At 62.4% G+C, this 20,978-nt stretch carries 21 protein-coding genes; 13 read left to right on the forward strand and 8 right to left on the reverse strand.

The window, feature by feature from the left end; translation table 11 throughout:
• The first annotated feature begins 43 nt into the window (after positions 1 to 43).
• Both EPB08_RS02400 and EPB08_RS02405 read left to right on the forward strand, forming a co-directional pair.
• The gene (locus tag EPB08_RS02400) at positions 44 to 397 is read left to right on the forward strand and encodes a YciI family protein (RefSeq protein WP_130617454.1); all 354 of its coding nucleotides are present in this window, start codon (positions 44 to 46) and stop codon (positions 395 to 397) included.
• Positions 398 to 462: 65 nt separating this feature from the next.
• Positions 463 to 852: a hypothetical protein gene (locus tag EPB08_RS02405; RefSeq protein WP_130617455.1), complete on the forward strand. Its 390-nt coding sequence runs from the start codon at positions 463 to 465 to the stop codon at positions 850 to 852.
• Between the two features lie 45 nt (positions 853 to 897).
• On the opposite strand, the gene EPB08_RS02410 is transcribed toward EPB08_RS02405, so the two are convergent.
• A complete protein-coding gene (locus EPB08_RS02410) occupies positions 898 to 1,743 on the reverse strand; it encodes a class I SAM-dependent methyltransferase (protein ID WP_205746256.1) in 846 nt (281 codons plus the stop codon).
• Positions 1,744 to 2,004: 261 nt separating this feature from the next.
• On the opposite strand from EPB08_RS02410, the gene EPB08_RS02415 reads away from it, so the two are divergent.
• Complete coding sequence (locus tag EPB08_RS02415) at positions 2,005 to 3,060, forward strand: alpha/beta fold hydrolase (RefSeq protein ID WP_130617457.1); 1,056 nt, start codon at positions 2,005 to 2,007, stop codon at positions 3,058 to 3,060.
• 111 nt (positions 3,061 to 3,171) lie between these two features.
• Here EPB08_RS02415 and EPB08_RS02420 read toward each other — a convergent pair whose 3' ends face one another.
• Both EPB08_RS02420 and EPB08_RS02425 read right to left on the reverse strand, forming a co-directional pair.
• Entirely contained in the window at positions 3,172 to 3,699 is a 528-nt protein-coding gene (locus EPB08_RS02420; protein WP_130617458.1) for a PH domain-containing protein, read from the reverse strand.
• A 320-nt stretch (positions 3,700 to 4,019) separates the two neighbouring features.
• Positions 4,020 to 4,601 (reverse strand): TetR/AcrR family transcriptional regulator, encoded by a 582-nt coding sequence (locus EPB08_RS02425; RefSeq protein WP_130617459.1) that lies wholly within the window; start codon positions 4,599 to 4,601, stop codon positions 4,020 to 4,022.
• Positions 4,602 to 4,714: 113 nt separating this feature from the next.
• Between EPB08_RS02425 and EPB08_RS02430 the strand changes: the two genes are divergently transcribed.
• Both EPB08_RS02430 and EPB08_RS02435 read left to right on the forward strand, forming a co-directional pair.
• The gene (locus EPB08_RS02430; RefSeq protein ID WP_130617460.1) at positions 4,715 to 5,368 is read left to right on the forward strand and encodes a glutathione S-transferase family protein; all 654 of its coding nucleotides are present in this window, start codon (positions 4,715 to 4,717) and stop codon (positions 5,366 to 5,368) included.
• Between the two features lie 40 nt (positions 5,369 to 5,408).
• Positions 5,409 to 6,074: a glutathione S-transferase family protein gene (locus EPB08_RS02435; RefSeq protein WP_130617461.1), complete on the forward strand. Its 666-nt coding sequence runs from the start codon at positions 5,409 to 5,411 to the stop codon at positions 6,072 to 6,074.
• 15 nt (positions 6,075 to 6,089) lie between these two features.
• Here EPB08_RS02435 and EPB08_RS02440 read toward each other — a convergent pair whose 3' ends face one another.
• Positions 6,090 to 6,917: a class I SAM-dependent methyltransferase gene (locus EPB08_RS02440; RefSeq protein ID WP_130617462.1), complete on the reverse strand. Its 828-nt coding sequence runs from the start codon at positions 6,915 to 6,917 to the stop codon at positions 6,090 to 6,092.
• A 163-nt stretch (positions 6,918 to 7,080) separates the two neighbouring features.
• Between EPB08_RS02440 and EPB08_RS02445 the strand changes: the two genes are divergently transcribed.
• Together EPB08_RS02445 and rsgA are read left to right on the forward strand one after the other, a co-directional pair.
• The gene (locus EPB08_RS02445; RefSeq protein ID WP_130617463.1) at positions 7,081 to 8,139 is read left to right on the forward strand and encodes a LacI family DNA-binding transcriptional regulator; all 1,059 of its coding nucleotides are present in this window, start codon (positions 7,081 to 7,083) and stop codon (positions 8,137 to 8,139) included.
• Positions 8,140 to 8,431: 292 nt separating this feature from the next.
• Positions 8,432 to 9,484, forward strand: coding sequence for a ribosome small subunit-dependent GTPase A (gene rsgA, locus EPB08_RS02450; RefSeq protein ID WP_130617464.1), 1,053 nt, complete (start codon positions 8,432 to 8,434; stop codon positions 9,482 to 9,484).
• 71 nt (positions 9,485 to 9,555) lie between these two features.
• On the opposite strand, the gene EPB08_RS02455 is transcribed toward rsgA, so the two are convergent.
• Positions 9,556 to 10,332 carry a hypothetical protein gene (locus EPB08_RS02455; RefSeq protein WP_130617465.1) on the reverse strand — a complete coding sequence of 259 codons (777 nt, stop codon included), beginning with the start codon at positions 10,330 to 10,332 and terminating at the stop codon, positions 9,556 to 9,558.
• A gap of 478 nt (positions 10,333 to 10,810) precedes the next feature.
• Positions 10,811 to 11,641 (reverse strand): endonuclease/exonuclease/phosphatase family protein, encoded by an 831-nt coding sequence (locus EPB08_RS02460; protein WP_130617877.1) that lies wholly within the window; start codon positions 11,639 to 11,641, stop codon positions 10,811 to 10,813.
• A gap of 230 nt (positions 11,642 to 11,871) precedes the next feature.
• Between EPB08_RS02460 and EPB08_RS02465 the strand changes: the two genes are divergently transcribed.
• The 6 genes from EPB08_RS02465 to EPB08_RS02490 all read left to right on the forward strand — a co-directional run bounded on the left by EPB08_RS02465 (position 11,872) and on the right by EPB08_RS02490 (position 17,713).
• Entirely contained in the window at positions 11,872 to 12,267 is a 396-nt protein-coding gene (locus tag EPB08_RS02465; protein WP_130617466.1) for a GFA family protein, read from the forward strand.
• 137 nt (positions 12,268 to 12,404) lie between these two features.
• On the forward strand, positions 12,405 to 14,063 hold the full coding sequence (locus tag EPB08_RS02470) for a methyl-accepting chemotaxis protein (protein WP_165418370.1): 1,659 nt from the start codon (positions 12,405 to 12,407) through the stop codon (positions 14,061 to 14,063).
• Positions 14,064 to 14,202: 139 nt separating this feature from the next.
• On the forward strand, positions 14,203 to 14,403 hold the full coding sequence (locus EPB08_RS02475; protein ID WP_130617468.1) for a hypothetical protein: 201 nt from the start codon (positions 14,203 to 14,205) through the stop codon (positions 14,401 to 14,403).
• Positions 14,404 to 14,659: 256 nt separating this feature from the next.
• A complete protein-coding gene (locus EPB08_RS02480; protein WP_130617469.1) occupies positions 14,660 to 15,241 on the forward strand; it encodes an OmpA family protein in 582 nt (193 codons plus the stop codon).
• A gap of 349 nt (positions 15,242 to 15,590) precedes the next feature.
• Positions 15,591 to 17,327, forward strand: coding sequence for an LTA synthase family protein (locus EPB08_RS02485; protein WP_130617470.1), 1,737 nt, complete (start codon positions 15,591 to 15,593; stop codon positions 17,325 to 17,327).
• A complete protein-coding gene (locus EPB08_RS02490) occupies positions 17,324 to 17,713 on the forward strand; it encodes a hypothetical protein (protein ID WP_130617471.1) in 390 nt (129 codons plus the stop codon). The genes EPB08_RS02485 and EPB08_RS02490 overlap by 4 nt, the downstream gene beginning before the upstream one ends.
• Positions 17,714 to 18,033: 320 nt before the next feature.
• On the opposite strand, the gene EPB08_RS02495 is transcribed toward EPB08_RS02490, so the two are convergent.
• Complete coding sequence (locus EPB08_RS02495; RefSeq protein ID WP_165418371.1) at positions 18,034 to 19,113, reverse strand: acyltransferase family protein; 1,080 nt, start codon at positions 19,111 to 19,113, stop codon at positions 18,034 to 18,036.
• Between the two features lie 71 nt (positions 19,114 to 19,184).
• Positions 19,185 to 20,957: a transcription termination factor Rho gene (rho, locus tag EPB08_RS02500; protein WP_130617473.1), complete on the reverse strand. Its 1,773-nt coding sequence runs from the start codon at positions 20,955 to 20,957 to the stop codon at positions 19,185 to 19,187.
• Between the last annotated feature and the right edge of the window lie 21 nt (positions 20,958 to 20,978).

The raw sequence follows: 20,978 nt of genomic DNA on the forward strand, positions 1-20,978 counted from the left end.
GGCTTGCCTGCCGACATCGGACACGTGTAGCGAGGAGAGCACCATGAAGAACTATCTGGCGGTTTATCTCGGCGACGAAGCGTCACACAAAGCATCCGGCTGGGATGCCTTGAGCGAGGATGATCGAAAGAAGCGCGAGCAGGAAGGCATCCAGGCCTGGGGCAAGTGGGTGCAGGATCACCAGGACGCCATAGTCGACATCGGTGCACCGCTGGGCAAGACGCTGCGGTCCTCCAAGGCCGGTATCGAAAGCGTGCGCAACAACCTCACGGGTTACACCGTGGTGCGTGCCGAATCGCAGGAAGCGGCCGCGAAAATGTTCGTAGGCCATCCGCATTTCATGATCTTCCCCGGCGCCGCCATTGAAATCATGGATTGCCTGCCGATTCCCGGATAACGGCGGCGCTTGCTTTCCTTCCCGGGTGACCCATTGGTTGAAGAGACGCCTGGAGAGGGAGCGACATGAAAGCACTGCTGGCCGCATGGCTCCTGTTCGCTGCCGTAGCCGGGCCATCGGCGCCCGTGCAATGCCTGGTCGATTCGACGGCCACCGATTTCCATCTGCATGGTGCGCAGGGAGCGGTCCAGTTTCGCGATGTACGCCTGGGGCATGTCGGCACGCCCGGTGGCTCCAGGCAGTATTTCCTTTGCGGCGAATTCTCGCGGTCGTCTTCGCAAGGGAAGGCCGAATCGGGCCCTTTCATCACCATCAAGACCTCAGGCCACGAGACCTGGTTGGGCGAGCAGGCCAGAAGCATGTGCGAGCGCGCATCCAATCAGTGGGACAAGTCGGGCCCGGAGCTATCAAGCGTGCTGCAGCAGCGGTTTGATGCAGGGCAGTCGGCCAGATAGACGGGGAGGCCGTGTGCCCGATGATGGTGTGGCACCGGGCGTGGGTCAGATCGCCGCGATCAGGAAGGCTTCGCCCCGCGGCACTTCCAGTCCATCGGATCGATCGGCGAAGTAGCGCGCATTGAGATCGTCGTTGGATACGTAGCGGGCGGTGTCGAAGCCCGCCTCGCGTGCGAGCGTCATCACTTCTTCGGGAGCGAAGAAGCTGATGAACGGCGTGCCGGACGCGCGGGCGCGCTCGTGCAGCATCTGGTGCAAAGGGCGTTCGGCCGGATCGATGAGGTCCAGCGGCAGCAGGAACGTCATCGCGAAACTGGAGCCGGGAGCGAGTACGGCGACCTGGCGCAGCGTGGCCAGGTTGGCCTCGTGGCTGAGGTACATGGAGACGCCGGTGGAGACCACCACGGCGGGCGCGCGCGTATCGAAGCCGGCGGCCACCAGCTTCTCCCACCAGGACTGGCCGGCCTCGAAGTCCACCGGGACGAAGTGCAGCCAAGAGGGTATGCCAAGGCCCAGCTCGACCAGCCGCTCGCGCTTCCACAGCTGGGCTCCCGGCTGATCCACTTCGAAGATGCGCATGCGCGAAGCGAGGTCGGGGCGACGTTGCGCGAACGTATCCAGGCCGGCGCCGAGCAGTACGTATTGCGTCACGCCGTGCGCGAGCTGTTCCTCCACCAGTTCTTCGATGAAGCGTGCACGTGCAACCACGCCGGCCCGGAAGCCTCGCGTGCCTTGCGGGTCCATGTCCGGCCGCTGGCGCCAGCTCTCGTTGGGCGCCACCAGCTGCAGTCCGACCACGTCGTCGAACACATGCGGTGGGGAATCGATCTGGACGTGCATGGCGCGCCACAGGGCGACGCGTACGGCGGTCTTTTCCGGCTCGATCTGCATGGGCGGCATCCGGTTGTCGAGGGAACTGGGCCGTGTCGACGAGGCAAGGGCGCCACGGACGGGGGAGCCTAGAGTTACCGCCGATGCGGGCGGCGGGCAAGTCCCGGAGGGCTGGTACGGTCTAAGGCCGGCGATTTGTATCCATTTGTATCCGACGGTCAGTGGATACAAAACGATGCAAAGGGGCGGCGCCGCTTACACAGTGAGGACACATGGGGATGGTCTTCTATAGCGGCACACCCATCAGCCGGGAGAGGGCACATGTCGGACCGTATCGATCAGCGCAGGCGCAAGTTTCTGGGCACCGCCGCCCTGGGTTTGGCGGCCACGCAAGTGGGCTGGATGTCCTTGGCCCAGGCACAGGCGGGCATGCCCGCGGCGTCTAGCCCTGGCAAGGCATCAGCAAGGACGGGGCACACGTCGTTTTCGTCGATCAAGCACGTGAAGACGGATGTGCTCGACATCGCCTACGCCGAGGAAGGCCCGGCCAACGGCAAGCCCGTGCTGCTGCTGCACGGCTGGCCGTATGACATCTACAGCTTCGTCGACGTGGCCCCGATCCTGGCGGCCGCCGGCTATCGCGTGATCATTCCCTACCTGCGCGGCTATGGCGATACGCGCTTCCTCTCTGCCGATACGCCACGCAACGGCCAGCAGGCCGCGCTGGCGGCCGATGGTCTCGCGCTACTGGATGCATTGCACATCAAGCAGGCCATCGTGGCCGGCTTCGACTGGGGTGCGCGCACCGCCGACATCATGGCCGCGCTGTGGCCGGAACGCTGCAAGGCGCTGGTGTCGGTGAGCGGCTATCTGATCGGCAGCCAGGAACTCAATCGTGCGCCGCTGCCGCCAAAGGCCGAGCAGCAATGGTGGTACCAGTACTACTTCACCACCGAGCGCGGCCAGGCAGGCTACGCGAAATACACGCATGATTTCGCGCGGCTGATCTGGGAAACCGCGTCGCCGAAGTGGACGTTCGATGACGCTACCTTCAATCGCTCGGCGGCCGCACTGGACAACCCGGACCAGGTAGCGGTGGCAATCCACAATTATCGCTGGCGCCTGGGGCTGGCAGAGGGCGAGGCCAAGTACGACGCCTTTGAGAAAAGGCTCGCCACGTTGCCCGCCATCACCATTCCCACCATCACGATGGAAGGCGACGCAAACGGTGCGCCGCATCCCGACCCGAGTGCGTATGCCAAAAAGTTCACCGGGAAGTACGAGCATCGCCTGATCACTGGCGGCATCGGCCACAACCTGCCGCAGGAAGCGCCCGAAGCGTTCGCCAAGGCTGTCATCGACGTGGACAAGTTCTGATGAGGCGTTGAGAGCTTGCGAAGCGGCACAAGCGTGGCTTCAAGGCAAAAAGAAAGGGGCGCACGGCGCCCCTTTTCCTTGTCATCTGCTGTTGATGCGGTGCGCGACGCTTTACATGTTCTCGACGGGCAGCACGCGACGGCGCGAGCGCTCGCGTAGCGAGCAATCGCGCAGGGTATCGGCCATGGCTTCCAGGTCGGGGATGCCATAGAGACGAACCATGGACATGTCGCGATCGGAGGAGTGCATGCAGAGCAGGCATTGCCCCAGCAAGCGCATGCCGAGCGGCTTCTCCAGGTCGAAATGGTCGACGCGGAACAGCTCCAGATTGTCCTGCGTCTTCGACAGCAGGCCATGTTCCACGCGGATGCGCTGGGTGGTGATGGTGTAGGTGACCGAGACGCTGCGCATCCAGTAGACCAGCGCGCCGATGCCCAGTGTCAGCACGGCAATCACGTACTGGCCGAAACTGTAGAACGTGGCCGGATGCCCCTGGAACAGCACCTTCTCGACGGTGGATTCGCGCGCGGCCTGGAAGGCCTCGAGATCCGTGCCACAGAACCGGCATTTCTTGGCGATGGCCATGATGGACTCGCCACACACCGGACACGGCTTGCGCTCTTCGGTTGCTTCGGACATGGCCTCTCCCTTGGAATTGATGCGTGCTGCTGACTGCGTAAAGTCTGCCTGATTTTGGCATGGGCAGGGGTTTGCGAGGTGGCTGCTGTTCACGCTGAGGGAGGTGGGCTTTCGTACCGCTGCCGCGACCAGGGGCACTTTCTCCTTGCGTAGTCATCCCTTGTAGGAGCGCACCCAGTGCGCGATCGCGGCGTTACGGCGTCATCGCTCCGTTGGCTTTTCGCGCACTGGGTGCGCTCCTACAGAGGTAGGCAGACGATCGAAGCGCCCACTGCATCCCATGTGGACTTACTTAGGTCGCAGGCGGCTACCGGGCAACCCTAATCCTGCTTCAACAAAGCCAGCGCCTGATGCCTTGCCGACTGTCGCAACGACTTGCGCAGCACCGGATCATTGGTCGTGCGCGCCAGCACCATGCCACCTACGCACAGCGCCACGATGGCTTCCGCACGACGATCCGCATCGCGAACGCCCGTGAGCGCGCAGCGATAGATGTGGCGCATGCCGCGCATGAGGTCGGTGTAGGCCTGCTGCGGCTCCAGCCCCGCGCGTGCGACATCGGACGGCAGCGCATACAGAGGGCAGTGCAGGTCGATGTTCTCCAGCACTTCGTCGCTCAGGTAGAGATCCACCAGCATGCGCGCCATGCGCTTGGGATCATCGATGGCCTCGGCGCCGTGGGCCGTGGCGAACGGATTGCAGGTTTCGAAGCTGGCGACGGCAGCGGCGTACAGATCGTCCTTGCTGTCGAAGTGGTGATAGAAGGCGCCGCGCGTGAGTCCGGCCGACGCCATGACCTGGTCGATAGTGACCTGCTCGAAGCCGTGGCGATTGAACAGGCGGCGGGCGGATTCGACGACGCGTGCGCGCGTCTGCACTTTGTGTCCGGGACTGTATGGCATGACTGCGACCCTCCGGGGACAGGTATAGCAGGCCGTCAAAATATGTTCTTTAACATATTTTGCGCCGGCGTAAGCTCGGATGCCGATAGCGGACCAGGCACCGGAGGACGGACATGAAGATCTACTGGATCAGGGCCCAGGCGCCGCGCCGCGTGCTGGCGCTGCTGAAGTATCTCGGCATCGACGCCGACTGCATCGAGGTCGAGGCGAAACAGGGCGGTCTCAGGGCGCCCGAGTACCTGGCACTCAATCCGAACGGCAAGGCGCCGACCCTGGTAGATGGCGACGTCGTGCTGTGGGAGTCGTCGGCCATCAATGCCTATCTGTGCATCAAGCAAGGCTCGGACATGTGGCCGGCGCACAACCCGGCCGAGCAGGTCGAGGTGATTCGCTGGTTGTCATGGAACGACAACCATTGGGCTCGCGCGGTCGGGCCGTTCTATTTCGAGTTCGTGGTGAAGGCGACCTTCCAGATCGGCCCACCGGATCGCACGGGCTTGGCGGCCGCGACACCCGAGCTGAAGAAGCTGGCCGCGGTGCTGGACGGTCATCTCGAAGGCCGCGATTTCGTGGCGTGCGGCCGGCTCACCATCGCCGACTTCCAGCTGGCGGCGATGGCGTGCGACTGGCGCCAGTCGGAAATGCCGTTCGCCGAATTTCCCAACATCGTGCGCTGGCTCGATAGGCTGCATCGCATTCCGGCATGGGCCGACCCGTGGCCAGTCAACACGAAGCAGAAACACGTGGCGGCACCAAGCGTGGCCTGAGCGGTACCGAATCGCGTCGTGATAGCGAATGGAGGCATGCATGACCGAGCTTGTCCTCACCACCTTCAACTGGGTTCCCGAGGTGCCACGTGGCTACGTACGCGACCTGCGCGTGCGTTGGGCGCTGGAGGAGGCTGGGTTGCCTTATCGCGTCGAGAGCGTGCCGTTTGATGCACGCGGCGCCGAACACTTCGAGCACCAGCCATTCGGGCAGGTTCCGTGGCTGACCGATGGTGGCATTTCCATCTTCGAGAGCGGCGCCATCCTGCTGCACCTTGGCCTTCGCAGCGAGGCGTTGATGCCCAGCGATCCGCGTGGTCGCAGCAAGGCCACGGAGTGGCTGTTTGCGGCGCTCAATTCCGTCGAGATGGCGAGCGTACCGTGGTCGATCTTCGTGTTCTCAGGCATCAGCGAAGAAACACCGGGACGGAAACGCCTGGATGATTTCCTCCGCGCACGACTCGGGCACATGGAGCCGATCCTGGCCGGACGAGAGTGGCTGGCAGGCGCGTTTTCCGTGGCCGACATCGTCATGGCGGACGTGTTGCGCCTGGTCGACCGTTTCGACGGACTGGCGACCTTTCCGGCCTGCCGAGCCTACGTGGCGCGTGCCACCGCGCGGCCGTCCTTCAAGAAGGCGCATGCCGACCAGATGGCGCACTTCGCGGCCGCGGACGAGGCAAACTCATCGCGAGGCGTGGGCTAGCCCCTGGCCGGGCCGTCACGACGCGCGGGCGCGGATGATCCAGCAGGCGGCGTTGTAACGCACTTCGTCGCCGTGCACGTAGGGATCGAACGCAGGCCGGATGGCGGCGGCGACGCTGGCGAGGGTCGCTTCGTCCGCCTGCTGCAACGCGACGCCCACGGGGCCGAGGCGTGTGAAGTAGCTGACCAGTGCGCTTTCGGGAAATGCACAGGTGACATCGAGTGGCTGGATGTCGACATGCAGCCAACCGCCGTCTCGCAGCATCGATGACGTGTGCTCCCAGTCGGCAAAACCGAATTGACCCGGCCCGGGCTGCCGCGCGGGGAGGTCGATGACGGCGGCGGCCACGCGCTCGGCTGTCGTCATGTACGGATTCTCCTCGGCGCTGCGCCATGCAATGAAGCACAACGACGCGTCGTTGCGCGCTGCGCGGCGCAGGTTTGCGAAGGCGACGACCGGTTGCTCGAAGAACATCACGCCAAAGCGTGAGATGAACATGTCGATGCTTTCCGGTGCGAAGACATAGGTCTGCGCGTTGTCGCAGACGAATCGCGCAGTGGAACCTTCGCTTCGTGCGCGCTCGATCGCGGCGTCCGTCATCGGCCGCGAGATGTCCAGGCCCATGCACTCGGCACCATTCCCCAGCGCCCGGGCCGCGGCCAGCGTAGTGCCGCCGGTACCGCAGCCGATGTCGAGCAGTTGGTGCGGTGAACGGGTGCGAACCTCCCGGATCAGCACCTCGGTGAGTGGCAGGAACATGCCGTCGAGCATGGGCTGCAGGTCGACCCAGCTGCGTCCGGAATGACCATTCCAGGCGTCGATGGGCGAGGGCGTGGTGGCCATGGGCGATTTCCCGGGCGGCAAGTCGGCGGCGGGCAGCCTGGGCCATAAGGGGTCGACTGGACGTCAAGGGTGAAAACGCCGCCCCGCAGGGCTCCGGCTCCTTGTAAGGCGCCCGGTCCGGGAGGCATAGTCACGCGGCAGCTGGGTACGGTCGGGAGAAGACATGCGGGTACGCCTCGAAGATGTAGCGCGCGCGACGGGCGTCTCGCCGAAGACGGTGTCCCGCGTCCTGAACGAGGAGCCCTCGGTCAAGGAATCCACGCGCCAGAAGGTGCTCGCGGCGATGGAGTCGATGAACTATCGGCCCAGCCCTTCCGCACGCGGACTGGCCGGCAGCCGCTCGTTCCTGGTGGCGATGTTGTATGACAACAACGACAACCCGGCCTCGACCTATCTGGCGGAAATCCAGGACGGCGTGCTCGACGCCTGCGACGCGCATCGCTACAGCATGATGGTGTGCCCGCTGCGGGTGCGCGATCAGGATTTCATCCGTCGCGTGGATGCGCTGGTGTCCGACCACCACATCGATGGCGTCATCGTCACGCCACCGCTCACCGATCACGCGCCGCTGCTGAAGCGGCTGCAGGAACACGGCGTGCCGCACGCAAGCATCTCGCCGGTGAACCACGAAGGCGTGATCGGCGTCTGCATGGACGAGCAGAAGGCGGCCAAGGCACTGGTCGATCACCTGCTGCAGGAAGGCCACCGCCGCATTGCCTACATCGCCGGTTTCGCCACGCATGGCGCCAGCCGCTGGCGACTCAACGGCTACAAGGACGCGATGATGGCGGCGGGCATCCCCTACGACCCGAAGTACGTGGTGCAGGGCGAATTCACTTTCGGCTCCGGCGTGCTTGCGGCGCGCCAGCTGTTTTCGCTGGCTGAACCGCCCACGGCGATCTTCGCCGCGAACGACGACATGGCCGCCGGTGTCATGTGGGCCGCGAACGAGCGTGGCCTGAAAGTGCCGCGCGACCTTTCCGTCTGCGGGTTCGACGACACGCCGCTCGCCACGCAGCTGTGGCCGCCGCTCACCACGGTGCGCCAGCCGAGCCGCGACATGGGCAAGCTCGCCGCGTTGCAGTTGATGGAATTGCTGCGCGGCCGAGGCAATGGCTTGCTGGTGCAGGTGCCGTACTCGCTGCAGCTGCGTGAATCGACGGCGCCCGCGCCGCGCGAAGCGCCGGCCAAGGGCAAGCGCAAGACGCGCGCCAGCGGTTGAAGTCATGCGATCGCGAGCGACGATGGATGCGTCGTCGTTCTGTCATGACTAACGCAACGTGCAGCACTTGCATGTGCTGCATCACGTGGCTACTCTGCGCCTCCCATCAACCCCACCAACAGGAGGAATAGAACAATGATTGTTGTAGCAGCAGCCTCCGCCGGGTCGACGCGCTTCTGATTGTCTGGCCAGCTTTCCAGCTGGCGCGCTTCATCTCTCCGCTTCGCACCCTGGCGATTCGTTCGGCCCCGTTTCGGTTGGCCGTCGTTCCCTTTGTCTGCAGGGTGCTTCCATGTCTTTGATGTTTTCCCTCCACCAGCTCGGCTGGCGGCCTGAATATGCGCAACATTTGACGCTCGACGACTTCGAGGCGGGTTATCCCGCGCGCGTCGCGGCGGTGCATCGTGGTGGTCTCGATCTGCTCTCCTCGCGTGGGCCCGGTTCGGCCGTGGTGCCGCGCCATGTCGAGGCCGATGCCGGTATCGCCGCGGGCGACTGGGTACTGGTGGAGCATGAGGCGGATCGCGTGATCCGCTTGCTGGATCGCCAGTCGCTGCTCGTTCGCATGGCGGCAGGTGCAGATCATCGCCGCCAGTCGATCGCGGCCAACCTTGATGCGTTGTTCATCGTGACCTCGTGCAACGACGACTTCAATGCGTCGCGCCTCGAGCGTTACCTGGCCCTGGCGTTCGATGCATCGGTCACGCCCGTATTAGTGCTTACCAAGGCTGACCTTTGCGCCGATGTGGGTGGCTACGTCTCGCTGGCTGAGCGGCTCGCGCCGTCGGTGCCCGTCGTGGCACTCGATGCCACCCACCCCGAATCAGTGGAGCAGCTGTCGCCCTGGCTATCGCCCGGCAAGACGGTGGCGTTTGTCGGTTCTTCGGGCGTGGGCAAATCCACCCTGGCCAACAGCGTGATCGGCGACGTCGTGCAGCGCACGAGGGACATCCGTGAGGATGATGCGCGTGGCCGGCATACCACCACGGCACGCGAGATGTTTGCCACGGCCAGTGGCGCGTGGGTGATCGACACGCCGGGCATGCGCGAGTTGCGGTTGGGCACGGCGGCGCCTGACCTCGGCGCGGTGTTCGATGACGTGGAGCAGTACGCCATGCAATGCCGTTTCCGCGATTGCCTGCATGAGGATGATGCGGGTTGCGCCGTGGCGCGCGCCGTCGCTGAGGGTGCATTGGATGCGCGACGCCTGGAGAACTATCGCAAGCTGCAGCGAGAGGCGGCTCACGTCCAGCGCAGTGTGCGGGAGGAGCGTGAGCATGGCCGGCAGTTCGGCAAGCTGGTTCGCGAGGCCGTTCGTACGAAGCGCAAACGCCTGGAGCGCTGAGGGGCAGCCATGAAAGCGAGGAAGAGCGGGACGATAGAGGCCGTGAAGAACGGCCTCTATCGTCGATGTGCTTACTTGCTGGAGGCCTTGTAGGTCAGGTCGCTGCTGTAGCTGTCCACGTGCGATGAACTGCTTTCAGTGGCGTCGTTGAGCGACTTGCGCATCGCCTGAGCGTCCTGCTGGCCATACACGTTGGCAACCATCGTCCATAGCGGTGTTTCCGGATCCTTGCCCAGGTCTTCCCACGACTTGGCGGGAATGATCACGACGAAGTCCGGTGAATCGGCACCGGCATGCTGCATCTCGCCGATCATGTAGTTGTTGGGCCACTTGGCCTTGTCTGCGGCTGCGGCGATCTTCTTGATCACGTCGACAAAGGCCTCATGCGGCTCGTGACCGTTCTTAAGCTTGAAGTCGACGACCTGGATGAACGGCGACGACAGCTGCATGCCCTTGGGCATGTGGCTCAGGTCCACGCGTGCCACGACGAACCCGCTCACTTCGCTCTTGAGGTGCGGATTGACGCTTGTGCGGTAGATCTGGTCGCACGCCTTGCTCGTCTCGTGCATCGCGTCGAAGGCTGACCACGGCACCGCATCGGTGGTGTAGGAGTACGCATAGGTGTCGCCGGTTTCGTGCGACCAGGCGGTCCATGTGTACTTGAAGCCATGCTCGCTCAGGCACTGGTTGTAGCTCTTGATACCGGTTTCATAGGCCTGCTGGTCGGCCGGGGCGACATAGTCGGTGTAATCACGGATGAGCATGGGCTTGGGCGCGTCGGCAGCAACGACAGCGCTGATGCAGCAGCAGGCGGCCACGCAGGCCAGCCAGAGCGTCGATGATTTCATGGTGTTCTCCCTTGAGGCGGCAGCCTCGTTGGTGGTTGCGGTCGCGTTATGGAGCGAAAGCGCGAAAACGATCGATCACGAAGGCAACAGCGTGGAATGAGACGTCTGCCATACGGGGATGGGGTGAAAAGCAGGAACGCCGGACACGACGTGTCGGCAACACGTTGTGGGTAGGGGTGACGCAACGCCTTGTGGCGTCGTCGTGCCCGGCGTGTCGGAAAGGGAGAATGGTGAGCTATCGAGCATGGCGCGTCCCGACTTGGTCGAAGGGGCAGACTTCACGTGAAACCGATCGTCGAACGATGTGTGACGTGAAGCGTCTGCCAGAAGCAAAGCCGGGCGGCGAGATGAATGTGGCGCTGGCTGCGAAGAGCGGGAATACCCCAAAAAGCATAGGCCGCCCACGAGGGGCGGCCCGTTGATTCCATCAGTGCTTTCTTACGTTTCGTGGTGAAACGCCAGATGGTTCTTCTTCGGCTCAGGGCTTGGCGTTTGTCCAGGACAGGTCGGTCACGACAGGGAAGTGGTCGGACGGATAGCGGCCGTTTTCCTGCGTGGTGACGGTGGCGTAATGCGTCGGTGTAAAGCCACGCGTAAGGATGAAATCGATGCGTTGGTCCGGGTTGCCGGTGAAATTGTGGAAGGTTTTTTCAGGGCCTTCGACCTTGGGCGAAGCCGCGCGGGCATCCTGCAGGGTTTTCGTCAGCAAGGCGTAAGTCGGGCTGCTGGGCGTGGTGTTCAGATCACCGGTGAGAATGAACGGCACATCCTTGGGCAGCGTCGCGATGCGCGCGATGATTTCCTTGGCGCCCTTTACGCGGATCGGCTCGTCCTGGTCGCGGTAGGGGAGATGCGTGTTGTAGTAGTAGAACGTCCGCCCCGTGTGGATGTCTTCGAACAGCGCCCAGGTCACCATGCGCGGGAAGATGTTGCCCCAGGTGATGCTGCCGGGCTTGTCGGGTGTATCGGAAAGCCAGAAGTTGCCCGAGTCCTTCAGGCGCAGTACGTCCTTCCGATAGAACACGCCCATGTGCTCATCGGCATGGCCACCGAAGCGATCGATACCGAACCAGGTGTATTCGGGCAGCTTGCTCACGACGTAGTCGCCCTGTTCCTTGTGCAGCTCCTGCGTACCGATCAGGTCGGGATGCTGTTCGCGGATGGTGTCCACGAAGATGTCGCGCCGGGCTTCCCAGCGATTGGGACCATCGGCCTCGACGGGGACGCGCACGTTGAAGCTCATCACGCGCAGGGTCTGGGCGGCGAGCGGATGGCTGGCGAAGCCAAAGACGACGAGCAACAGAGCCATCAACCAGGGGCGGAATGAAGTCACGTGGGGAGGGTCCTTGCGATGAAGAGCCCCGACCGTAACACGGTGTGTCGCCCTGATGACAGGCACATGCGGTATGGTTTGCGCGAACTGCGCGGTAGTTGGGGAGCGCGCGTGGCGTCGCGATCGTCGATGGCGATGCGTGCCGTATCGGGTTTCCCATGGCGGCGTGCCACGCACAGGTGTTCACCACTCCAGGGTTTCGAGCCATGCCCCAGCGCGTCGCCACTTGCAGTTGTCGTCAGCTGATGTTGCGTACGACGGAAGAACCGTTGCGCGTTTCCATTTGTCATTGCCATGCGTGCCAGCGACGGACCGGCAGCGTGTTCGCCGTGCAGGCGCGCTTCCGCGAAGGGAGCGTGGTCGTCCGTGGCAACGCCACGCAGTACGTTCGCAAGGGCGATACCGGTCAGGACGCCACGTTCCATTTCTGCCCGGTGTGCGGTTCCACGTTGTACTACCAGCTGGATTCCGTGGACGGCCTGATTGGCGTGCCCGTGGGTGCCTTTGCCAACCCGGATTTTCCCGCACCGAACATTTCCGTGTTCGAGGAGTGCATGCATTCGTGGGTGGTGTTGCCGGAAGGCATCGAGCACATGGATTGATTGGCCATCCGCCGTGACGGCTGGAAAATGCGCCCCGGTCTCACGCGATTTGCAACGCAAAAACTTGCACTTCAAGGATGTATAGGGGGCGCCGATACCTGTCATGGGGGGATAATCGTCCCTGGCAGGGGTTTGTCATGCGCTTTACCGTTCGTCTGAAAATCATTGCGGCCATGGGCATTGCCCTGGCCATAGCGGTCGTCGTGGGTGTGGTCGGGCTTTATGGCGTACGCGCCACGTACCGGCTGGTCGACGATATGTATCGCTCCAACGTGCTCGCGATCGTCGCCGTCAGTGACGTGCGCACGGCCATCATCAATGATCGGCTCGCACTCAATCGTTCGATCATCGATCCCAGCCAGCGCACTCTTGGGAAGAAGGTCGCGGCCGACAAGGTGCGGCTGGACGCGGCGTGGCATCGCTATTACCCCGCCATGGTGTCCACGGATGAAGAGCGCCGCGTGGCCGAGCAATTCGAAGCCGCCCGCAAGGAAACCCTTCCCGTGATGGATCACGAGGTCGAGTTGCTGGACGCAGGCAAGACCGACGAAGGTCGTGCGCTGCACATCGGCAAGGTGGGTGATGGCATGAGCCGCGAAACGGCCGCCATCGACCAGTTGGTCGGCATCAACGAGAAGCAGGCGGAAAATTCTGCGGCGGACGCGGCTGCGCATTTCGCGCGCACGTGGAAGGTCTCCATCGCCATGCTAGTGCTGGGTGTGCTGGTCCTGCTGGCGGTTGCCATGGCGCTGATCCGGGCCGTGACGCGACCGCTGAACCAGGCCCGCTTGCTTGCCAGCGCGATCCAGCAAGGACGGCTCAACAACACGACCGCCATCACCGGCAACGACGAATTCAGCGACACGCTGCATTCGCTGGACGACATGGATCGCCAGCTCACCGCCATCGTCACCCAGGTGCGTGACGTGGCCGAGCAGGTCAATCATGCCGCGCGCGATCTTTCCCAGGGCAACGACGACCTGTCCCAGCGCACGCAGGAACAGGCCAGCTCGCTTGAGGAAACCGCGGCCTCGATGGAAGAGCTGGCCACCACGGTGAAGCAGAATGCCGAGGGTGCGGGCCAGGCGCGCGAGATGGCGCTGCGCATGCGCCGACGCGCCGAAGAGGGTCGTGACGTCGCGGTCACTGCCGTCGACGCGATGCAGGCGATCACCCAGGCCAGCAAGGAAGTGGGTGAGATCGTGGGCATGATCGATGAGATCGCCTTCCAGACCAATCTGCTGGCCTTGAATGCCGCGGTGGAAGCGGCGCGCGCGGGCGAGCAGGGGCGCGGCTTCTCGGTGGTGGCCACCGAGGTGCGCAATCTCGCCCAGCGCAGCAGCGTGGCGGCCAAGAGCATCAAGTCGCTGATCCAGGACACCACGTTCAAGGTGTCCGAAGGCGCAGGCCTGGTGCAACGTACCGGCCAGGCTCTCAACGACATCGCCGGCGACGTGCGTGAAGTGAGCACGATCATCGAAGTGATCGCCGCGGCGTCCGAAGAACAGTCCGCCGGCATCGGCCAGGTGAACAACGCGGTGATGACGCTGGATGACGTGACCCAGCAGAACGCCGCCCTGGTCGAGGAAGCCAGCGCGGCCAGCCGCAATACGCTAGACCTGTCACAGGTACTGATGAAGCAGGTGGCTTACTTCACCCTGCAGGGCGAAACGGTCGTGGCGAAGCCGGCCATCGAACCTGCGGCCGTTCGACCGCCGGTCGGTCCGGCCCGGTCCCTCAAGCGCGCCGCCAGTGCCGAACTTGCCGTGGCCGGAGATGCCTGGACGGAATTCTGAGCGACTTCTCGGAATGGCATTCAACCCATGGCGCGCTCGGACGTTCCATGCATGGGCCATCATCCTGATGGCGGCGAAGCAAGAGGAACCTATGCAGTCAGGAGAGTCCGATCGTTGGGCAAGGACGCGCGAGCGTGGCATGTGGCGCTTTGTGCTGCGCAGCGGTGTGCTGTTCTATGGCCTGCCGATGTTTTTCATCATGACCTACCTCATCCCCCATCCGCGATTGACGACACCGCAGTCCGCCGTGTTGTGGCTGATTGGCGGCGCGGGCTACGGCCTGGCCATGTGGATGGTGCAGGAACGCCGATTCAGAAAGGTGACTCGACGCCCATCGTGATTTTCCCTTCACGAAAAGGCGAATCGCTTTTCATCTGGTCTTTCGGTCTGCTGGCGCAGTGTCTCGTGAGACCGCGGTCGGGCGGTTTGTGGCTGCGGTGGGTCGGTGTGTACGTGTGCCTGCATCACGGGCGGCGTGACAACCGGGAGGCTTCAGCAAGTTCCGCCTGACGTAGGGGGCGGGGTCTCTCGGCATGCAGCTTGCCCACGCTATGCGGGCGCGCGCACGCATGAAGCCAACAAAAGGAGACCAGACCATGGCACGCCAAATTACCTACGTCGTTCGTGCATTCGCTGGTGCAATGATCGTCGCGCTCTGCGGCTGCTCTGACTTCGTCAAGAAGACCGATTACGACGCCGCCATCACCGAACTGCGCGGCAACGATCAGAAGCAACAGCAGGAAATCGATTCGATCAAGCAGGACATGCAGCAGAAGTTCGCGCAGTACGATTCGCAGATCACCGCCATGCAGGGGCGCATCAGCGTCAATACGATCGCGCACTTCGATACCAATCAATCGACGATCCGCGACGACGACAAGAAGCAGCTCGATGATTTCGCCAAGATCATCAAGGACCATCATTCCAATGCCGTCATCACCGCCGAAGGGTTCGCCGACCCGTCGGGCAGCGCAGGCTACAACCGCCGTCTTGCCCAGAAAAGGGCTGACGCCGTACGCGACTACCTGATCCAGACCGGCGGCCTCAATGCCGAACAGGTCCGCGCCGTCGGCTACGGCGAAGTGAAGAACCGCCAGGTCGTGAAAGGCGCCCATGGCGACGAAGGCCAGCCGAACCGCCGCGTGACCCTGGTGACGGATTTCACCGGTAGTACCTGAGGCTTCTTTGGTCAGCGTGCCATTCCATATGGCACGGAGCTGGTTGTAGCTAAACGACAAACGCCGCCCCACGGGGCGGCGTTTGTGCTTTCCGGCAAAACGCTCGGGATCAGGATTTCATCGAACTGAAGAGTTCGTGATCGGCCGTCATTGGTTGAACCTTCCAAATGAGCCTTCTCACTTGCGGTCGATCGACAGCGGTCTTGCTTGAAACTTACAAACCGTGACAGTAATGTTATCACTACGTCAGCTTGGCGTAAGTTTTTGCGCAAGGGCGTGACGGACGCTCGAAACGACGATTTGTTTCTTGCTCGGGGGCTGCCGCGTGAACAGAAGTGGATATCGCAGCGTGGCGAAGATTGCCATCGGCGTGCTCCTCGTCGCGTGTTTTGCCTGGGTGCTGGATCGCTGGTCGCTGGGTGTCGCAACCGATGCCTATCTATTTTCTTATGGATTCTGGGTGCAGGCAGGGGTCGTTGCGCTGACGACACTTGCAGTCATTGCACTGACGTCACGTGTGTGGCTGGCGTGCTGGATGACTTCGGCACTGCTGGCTGCGCTTTACGTGGCCAATTACTTCAAGCTCCACTACCTGGCTTCACCGATCACGATCGAAGACTACTTTCTAGTCAAAGATCTCGATGCCGATGGGTTGTCCCTGTTCCTGCACTATCTGAACGTAGGTTGGTTACTGGTCTGTGCCCTCTTGTTCGCGGGAGTTGGCGGGGTGTTGTTCTGGAGGGAGGGGCGGCTGATCACCGGGCGGCGGTTACCGCGTGCCGTGATGTTTCTTCTCTCTTTTGCAATGCTGGCCGCGTGTGCCTCGGGTAGCACCGGAGAGCGCATCTTCGATGCCGACCGCCTTCGCGTCCTGCCGTTCAATCCTGTCGTTAGTCAGTTGCGTGCTGGGCTCGTAAGCCACCTCATGTATTCCGCCCGTTACATGGCTCGGGCGTTTGACGAACCTGTCGATCCGGAAGCCGTGCGGCGGTTGGTCGCGAGCGTTCGGTTCAATGCGGATCGGAAACCCGCAGACGAAAAACAGGGTTTGCCGCCGGATGTTGTGGTCATTCAAAGCGAGTCGTTCTTCAATCCAGATAGCATCAGGGAGGTTGGCGACACCTCCGACTTATTGCCCAACTTGCATCGCGCGATTACGCAAGGTGAGGGCGGCGCAATGATCGTGCCGACATTTGGTGGCGGAACGATTCGGACCGAATTCGAGGTGCTTACAGCTGTTCCGCTGCGGGCATACGCGAAGGTGCAATTTCCGTACCTTCAATTTGGGCAAGACAAGGTGCCGAGCATCGCGCGTGTTTTTTCTGGAGCAGGCTACGAATCTATTGCGATACATGGCAACAGCGGCACCTTCTGGAGTCGTAATCACGCCTTACGTGTGCTTGGGTTTGACCGCTTCCTGACTGAAAAAGACTTTGGGAAAGACGCGCAACGGGATGGCGCATTCCTGTCAGATCGGTCGATGACCGACAAGATCATCAACGAACTGGACAAGCCCGGACGACCGCGCTTTATCTTTGCCATCAGCATCGAAGCGCATGGTCCATATACCCAAGTACCCGTTTCGGATGAGTCGTCTCGAGAACTCATGGCGCACTCCTCGCCGTTTTCGGCCGACGCAGCGGACGAGTACTCGCACTATGCCTATCACATTGCGCACGCCGACCACGAATTCGGGCGCCTTTGGGATTACCTGAAAAGACGTGGGCGCCCATACCTCTTGGTTTTTTATGGCGACCATCTGCCTGGATTCCGCTACGTATATCAAAGCGCCACCTTCCGGAATGGGTTGTCCGCTCAGGATCAGCAGGTCCCTTGGGTGGCGGTTGGCTCCGATGTGCAGCAGTCCACGCAGAAGAGCATTTACTCTTGGATGTTGCCAGGCCACGTACTCGATTTGGCTGGCCTGAAGCAGCAGTCCTATATGGGTCTCGCAGAACTTATCGGCCGGAACTTGTTGGACGACAGCGCGGATGAAGAGGCGCAGCGAGCGGGGCTCTACTCAGCCGCTCGGCTGGACCTTCAAGGCAAGTTCGACAGTTCTGATGAATGGAGTGGGATCCAGTGATCCGTGAACGCCTGTTGGCTGTGCCCGGGAGGCTACGTTTGGTGGCGCTTGGGTTTGTCGCAGTTCTTGTTGCCTGCACCCTCAAAATACTCTTTTGGGGCGGGTTCGGCGTACTGATCATGACGCCCGACGAGGGAGATTTTTGCCGTTCACCCGAAGGCATCGCCGTGGAGTTGCGCTGGCTTGCCATTAATCGGAATGGGACGAAGTTTACTAACTACGGACCGGCGGGCACTCATCCTTTCCCTTGGCGTCAGGCCGGACGCATGGGAACTTTGCAAACCGGGCCGTGGTTTACTGAGGGCGTCAGCGTCGTGATGACCGATCCTGAGGGCCATGTGCTGGCGCGGAAAACGATGGCTGCCATCCGGTGCCCGAATACGTAATCCGGTCATGAGGCCTGCGTTACCCGGGATACAACCTGTGCTTACGCTTCATGCCCAAGCCAATAGGACATGCGAGACCATAAAAAAGCCGCCCAAAGGCGGCTTTTTTATGGATGAAACGCTGGCGATCAACGCTTCATCGAATTGAAGAACGCAGCGTTGGGCTTGGCTCAGTTGTTCTTGTTGAGCGTGAAATTCTCTCGTTCAACGAAGGGGCTGGCGTGCAAAGGAACGAGGTCTTGGAAAGCGGGTCTGGTACCGATTAGGAATTGGGCGACAAGGATCGTCTGGACTTCCGAATGGAAGTCTACACACCGCGTTTAGGGTGCAGCATCGGGAAACCAGCGGCGTAGGTGGCGCTTAAGGGCCAAAGCGGGCGCCTCCACAACATGCCAGGAACACCAGCCGAGCAGGACTGTTCCGGCCATGGCGATGGCAGTTGTCGCGATATAGGTGGAAGTGGCCGGCCAAACGTGCACCGTCAGCTGCTGCACGAAATAGGCATACAGATAGATGCCGTAGGAAAGGTCGCCAAACCGGGCTGCTGAACGCAGGCCCGGTGTACTTTTCGCGCCAAGCCACAGGGTAAAGGGTGACATGGCTGCCCAGGCGACGACTTGTGCCTGTTGTTTCAGTACGCCGAAAACAACGCAAGTTACACCTGCACAAAGCAGTAGCCAACGATAGCGACGAATCTCCAGCGGGAATTGCCGCGCGCAAACGCCGATAAAGAAAAAGGCGCTATAGAAATAGCAAAGATTGTCGAAGCTGTTGGCCATTGGGTGGCCCGGCAAGGTCCGCACGTACATGGCGGCAACGGCCACGAGGGCTAGTAGTGTGAACAGCCGTCGCCGCATGCCAAGGGCGCCGAGTATGGCGACGTAGGCATAACACTTGGCCTCCACGGGTATCGTCCACCAGCTGCCGTTGACTGCGGAAAGCGCAGGGGAGGCGGAGGCGTTGGTGAAGACGCCGGGCAGGGCATAGATGGGCCGCAATTGAAGATTGAAGGAAACGAAGCGGCGCAGATCGCGGCCCAGATAGTCGTGCAGGGGCAGCGACGTGATGGCGGCACACGCAAGTGCAACGACCAGCGTGGCCACTGCCAGCGCCGGCCATATGCGCAGAAATCGTCGCATGGCAAAACGCACGAGGTGTGGATCGTGATACCAGCTCTCCGTCACCAGGTAGCCGCTCATCACGAAGAACATGGCTACGGCGATACTGCCCAGTGTCAGTCCGCCGATGGAAGGCTCTGGCAAGGAGAGCAGTACGAACTGATGGGAAATCAACACCATCAAGGAAGCCGCAAGACGCAAGCCGTCGTAGTTGTTGCCGAGTTCGCCAGGTGTCGGCGCGCCGTCAGTGGCGATCGATAAACGTCCTTGTGGAGATTTCAAGCAAACCCCTGGTCGCCAGACATTGCTGTTGCTGGGCATAAGAAAAGGGCCGGTAAGACCGGCCCTTTCAATCAACGCTTCATCGAATTGAAGAACTCGTCGTTGGACTTGGTGTTCTTCATCTTGTCGAGCATGAACTCCATCGCGGCCAGCTCGTCCATCGGATGCAGCAGCTTGCGCAGGATCCAGATCTTGGAGAGCAGGTCCGGCTCGATCAGCAGGTCCTCGCGGCGGGTGCCGGAGCGGTTGATGTCGATGGCCGGGTAGACGCGCTTCTCGGAGATGCGGCGGCTCAGGTGCACTTCCATGTTGCCGGTGCCCTTGAACTCTTCGTAGATCACCTCGTCCATCTTGCTGCCGGTGTCGGTCAGCGCGGTGGCGATGATGGTCAGGCTGCCACCTTCCTCGACGTTACGAGCGGCACCGAAGAAGCGCTTCGGGCGCTGCAGCGCGTTCGCGTCCACACCACCGGTGAGTACCTTGCCGGAGCTGGGCACCACGGTGTTGTAGGCACGGGCGAGGCGGGTGATGGAGTCGAGCAGGATCACCACGTCCTTCTTGTGCTCGACCAGGCGCTTGGCGCGCTCGATCACCATTTCGGCGACCTGCACGTGGCGCACGGCCGGCTCGTCGAAGGTCGAGGAGATCACTTCCGCACGCACGGTGCGGGCGATTTCCGTCACTTCTTCCGGACGCTCGTCGATCAACAGCATGATCAAGTGGACATCGGGATGGTTGTACTGGATGGCCTGCGCGATGTTCTGCAGCATCATCGTCTTGCCGGACTTCGGCTGCGACACGATGAGGCCACGCTGGCCGCGGCCGATCGGCGCCACCAGGTCCAGGATGCGGCCGGTGATGTCTTCGGTCGAACCGTTGCCGCGCTCGAGCTTGAACGCCTTGCGCGGGAACAGCGGCGTCAGGTTCTCGAACAGCATCTTGTTCTTCGACGCCTCCGGCGGATCGCCGTTGATGTCGTCGACCTTGAGCATCGCGAAGTAACGCTCGCCTTCCTTCGGATGGCGCACGCGTCCGGTGATGTAGTCGCCGGTGCGCAGATTGAAGCGGCGGATCTGGCTGGGCGACACGTAGATGTCGTCCGGACCGGCGAGGTAGGACTCGTCGGCCGAGCGCAGGAAGCCGAAGCCGTCCTGCAGGATTTCCAGCACACCCTCGGCCCAGATGCCGCCGCCGGAGCGGGCGTGGGCCTTGAGGATGTTGAACACCACGTCCTGCTTGCGGGCACGCGCCACGCCTTCCTGCACACCCAGCGACTCGGCGAATTCCAGCAACTGGATCGCGTTCTTGCGCTTGAGTTCGGTGAGGTTGATCAGGCGGTCGTTGCTGCCGGCATCGGCGTAGTCGTCGTCAACCGGCAGGCCGTTGTTGCTGCGCTGATGCTGCTGGTTGCCACCACCGCCACCACCACCTTGGCCACCCGGGCCACGTTGCTGATTGCGCTCGTGGCGACGGCGACGACCGCGGCCATCGCGATCATTGCGGTTGAACGGCTGGTTGCCGTTGCCGCCACCCTGCTGCTGGCCGCCCTCACGGGCTTCCTGCGGCTGGCGCTGGCCGCCTTCGTTCTGCGAAGGAGCGCCAGAGGATTCGGCGGCAGGTGCGGGAGCAGATGCCGGCGCTTCAGCAGGCGGAGCAACGCGTTCGGCGCGCTCGACCGGCGGAGGTGGTGGCATGTCCAGCTGGGCCTGCTTTTCCGCCTTGGCTTCCGCAGCGGCTGCGGCAGCGGCGGCGGATCGGCGAGGTGCGCGCGTGCGGGTTTCAGCCACAGGCTTGGCGTCGGCGCTCTTGGCGTCGTGGGTTTCTTTGCTTTCGATATCAGACACGGGCAAACCTCTGTGGGGCGC

The organism is Dyella amyloliquefaciens (assembly GCF_004296575.1).
In the GTDB taxonomy this organism is placed as follows: domain Bacteria; phylum Pseudomonadota; class Gammaproteobacteria; order Xanthomonadales; family Rhodanobacteraceae; genus Dyella; species Dyella amyloliquefaciens.

Bases quoted from the DNA above. Each gene is read 5' to 3' on its own strand.
- EPB08_RS02400 (WP_130617454.1), top strand. From the start codon at position 44: ATGAAGAACTATCTGGCGGTTTATCTCGGCGACGAAGCGTCACACAAA.
- EPB08_RS02405 (WP_130617455.1), top strand. From the start codon at position 463: ATGAAAGCACTGCTGGCCGCATGGCTCCTGTTCGCTGCCGTAGCCGGG.
- EPB08_RS02410 (WP_205746256.1), bottom strand. From the start codon at position 1,743: ATGCAGATCGAGCCGGAAAAGACCGCCGTACGCGTCGCCCTGTGGCGC.
- EPB08_RS02415 (WP_130617457.1), top strand. From the start codon at position 2,005: ATGTCGGACCGTATCGATCAGCGCAGGCGCAAGTTTCTGGGCACCGCC.
- EPB08_RS02420 (WP_130617458.1), bottom strand. From the start codon at position 3,699: ATGTCCGAAGCAACCGAAGAGCGCAAGCCGTGTCCGGTGTGTGGCGAG.
- EPB08_RS02425 (WP_130617459.1), bottom strand. From the start codon at position 4,601: ATGCCATACAGTCCCGGACACAAAGTGCAGACGCGCGCACGCGTCGTC.
- EPB08_RS02430 (WP_130617460.1), top strand. From the start codon at position 4,715: ATGAAGATCTACTGGATCAGGGCCCAGGCGCCGCGCCGCGTGCTGGCG.
- EPB08_RS02435 (WP_130617461.1), top strand. From the start codon at position 5,409: ATGACCGAGCTTGTCCTCACCACCTTCAACTGGGTTCCCGAGGTGCCA.
- EPB08_RS02440 (WP_130617462.1), bottom strand. From the start codon at position 6,917: ATGGCCACCACGCCCTCGCCCATCGACGCCTGGAATGGTCATTCCGGA.
- EPB08_RS02445 (WP_130617463.1), top strand. From the start codon at position 7,081: ATGCGGGTACGCCTCGAAGATGTAGCGCGCGCGACGGGCGTCTCGCCG.
- rsgA (WP_130617464.1), top strand. From the start codon at position 8,432: ATGTCTTTGATGTTTTCCCTCCACCAGCTCGGCTGGCGGCCTGAATAT.
- EPB08_RS02455 (WP_130617465.1), bottom strand. From the start codon at position 10,332: ATGAAATCATCGACGCTCTGGCTGGCCTGCGTGGCCGCCTGCTGCTGC.
- EPB08_RS02460 (WP_130617877.1), bottom strand. From the start codon at position 11,641: ATGGCTCTGTTGCTCGTCGTCTTTGGCTTCGCCAGCCATCCGCTCGCC.
- EPB08_RS02465 (WP_130617466.1), top strand. From the start codon at position 11,872: ATGCCCCAGCGCGTCGCCACTTGCAGTTGTCGTCAGCTGATGTTGCGT.
- EPB08_RS02470 (WP_165418370.1), top strand. From the start codon at position 12,405: ATGCGCTTTACCGTTCGTCTGAAAATCATTGCGGCCATGGGCATTGCC.
- EPB08_RS02475 (WP_130617468.1), top strand. From the start codon at position 14,203: ATGTGGCGCTTTGTGCTGCGCAGCGGTGTGCTGTTCTATGGCCTGCCG.
- EPB08_RS02480 (WP_130617469.1), top strand. From the start codon at position 14,660: ATGGCACGCCAAATTACCTACGTCGTTCGTGCATTCGCTGGTGCAATG.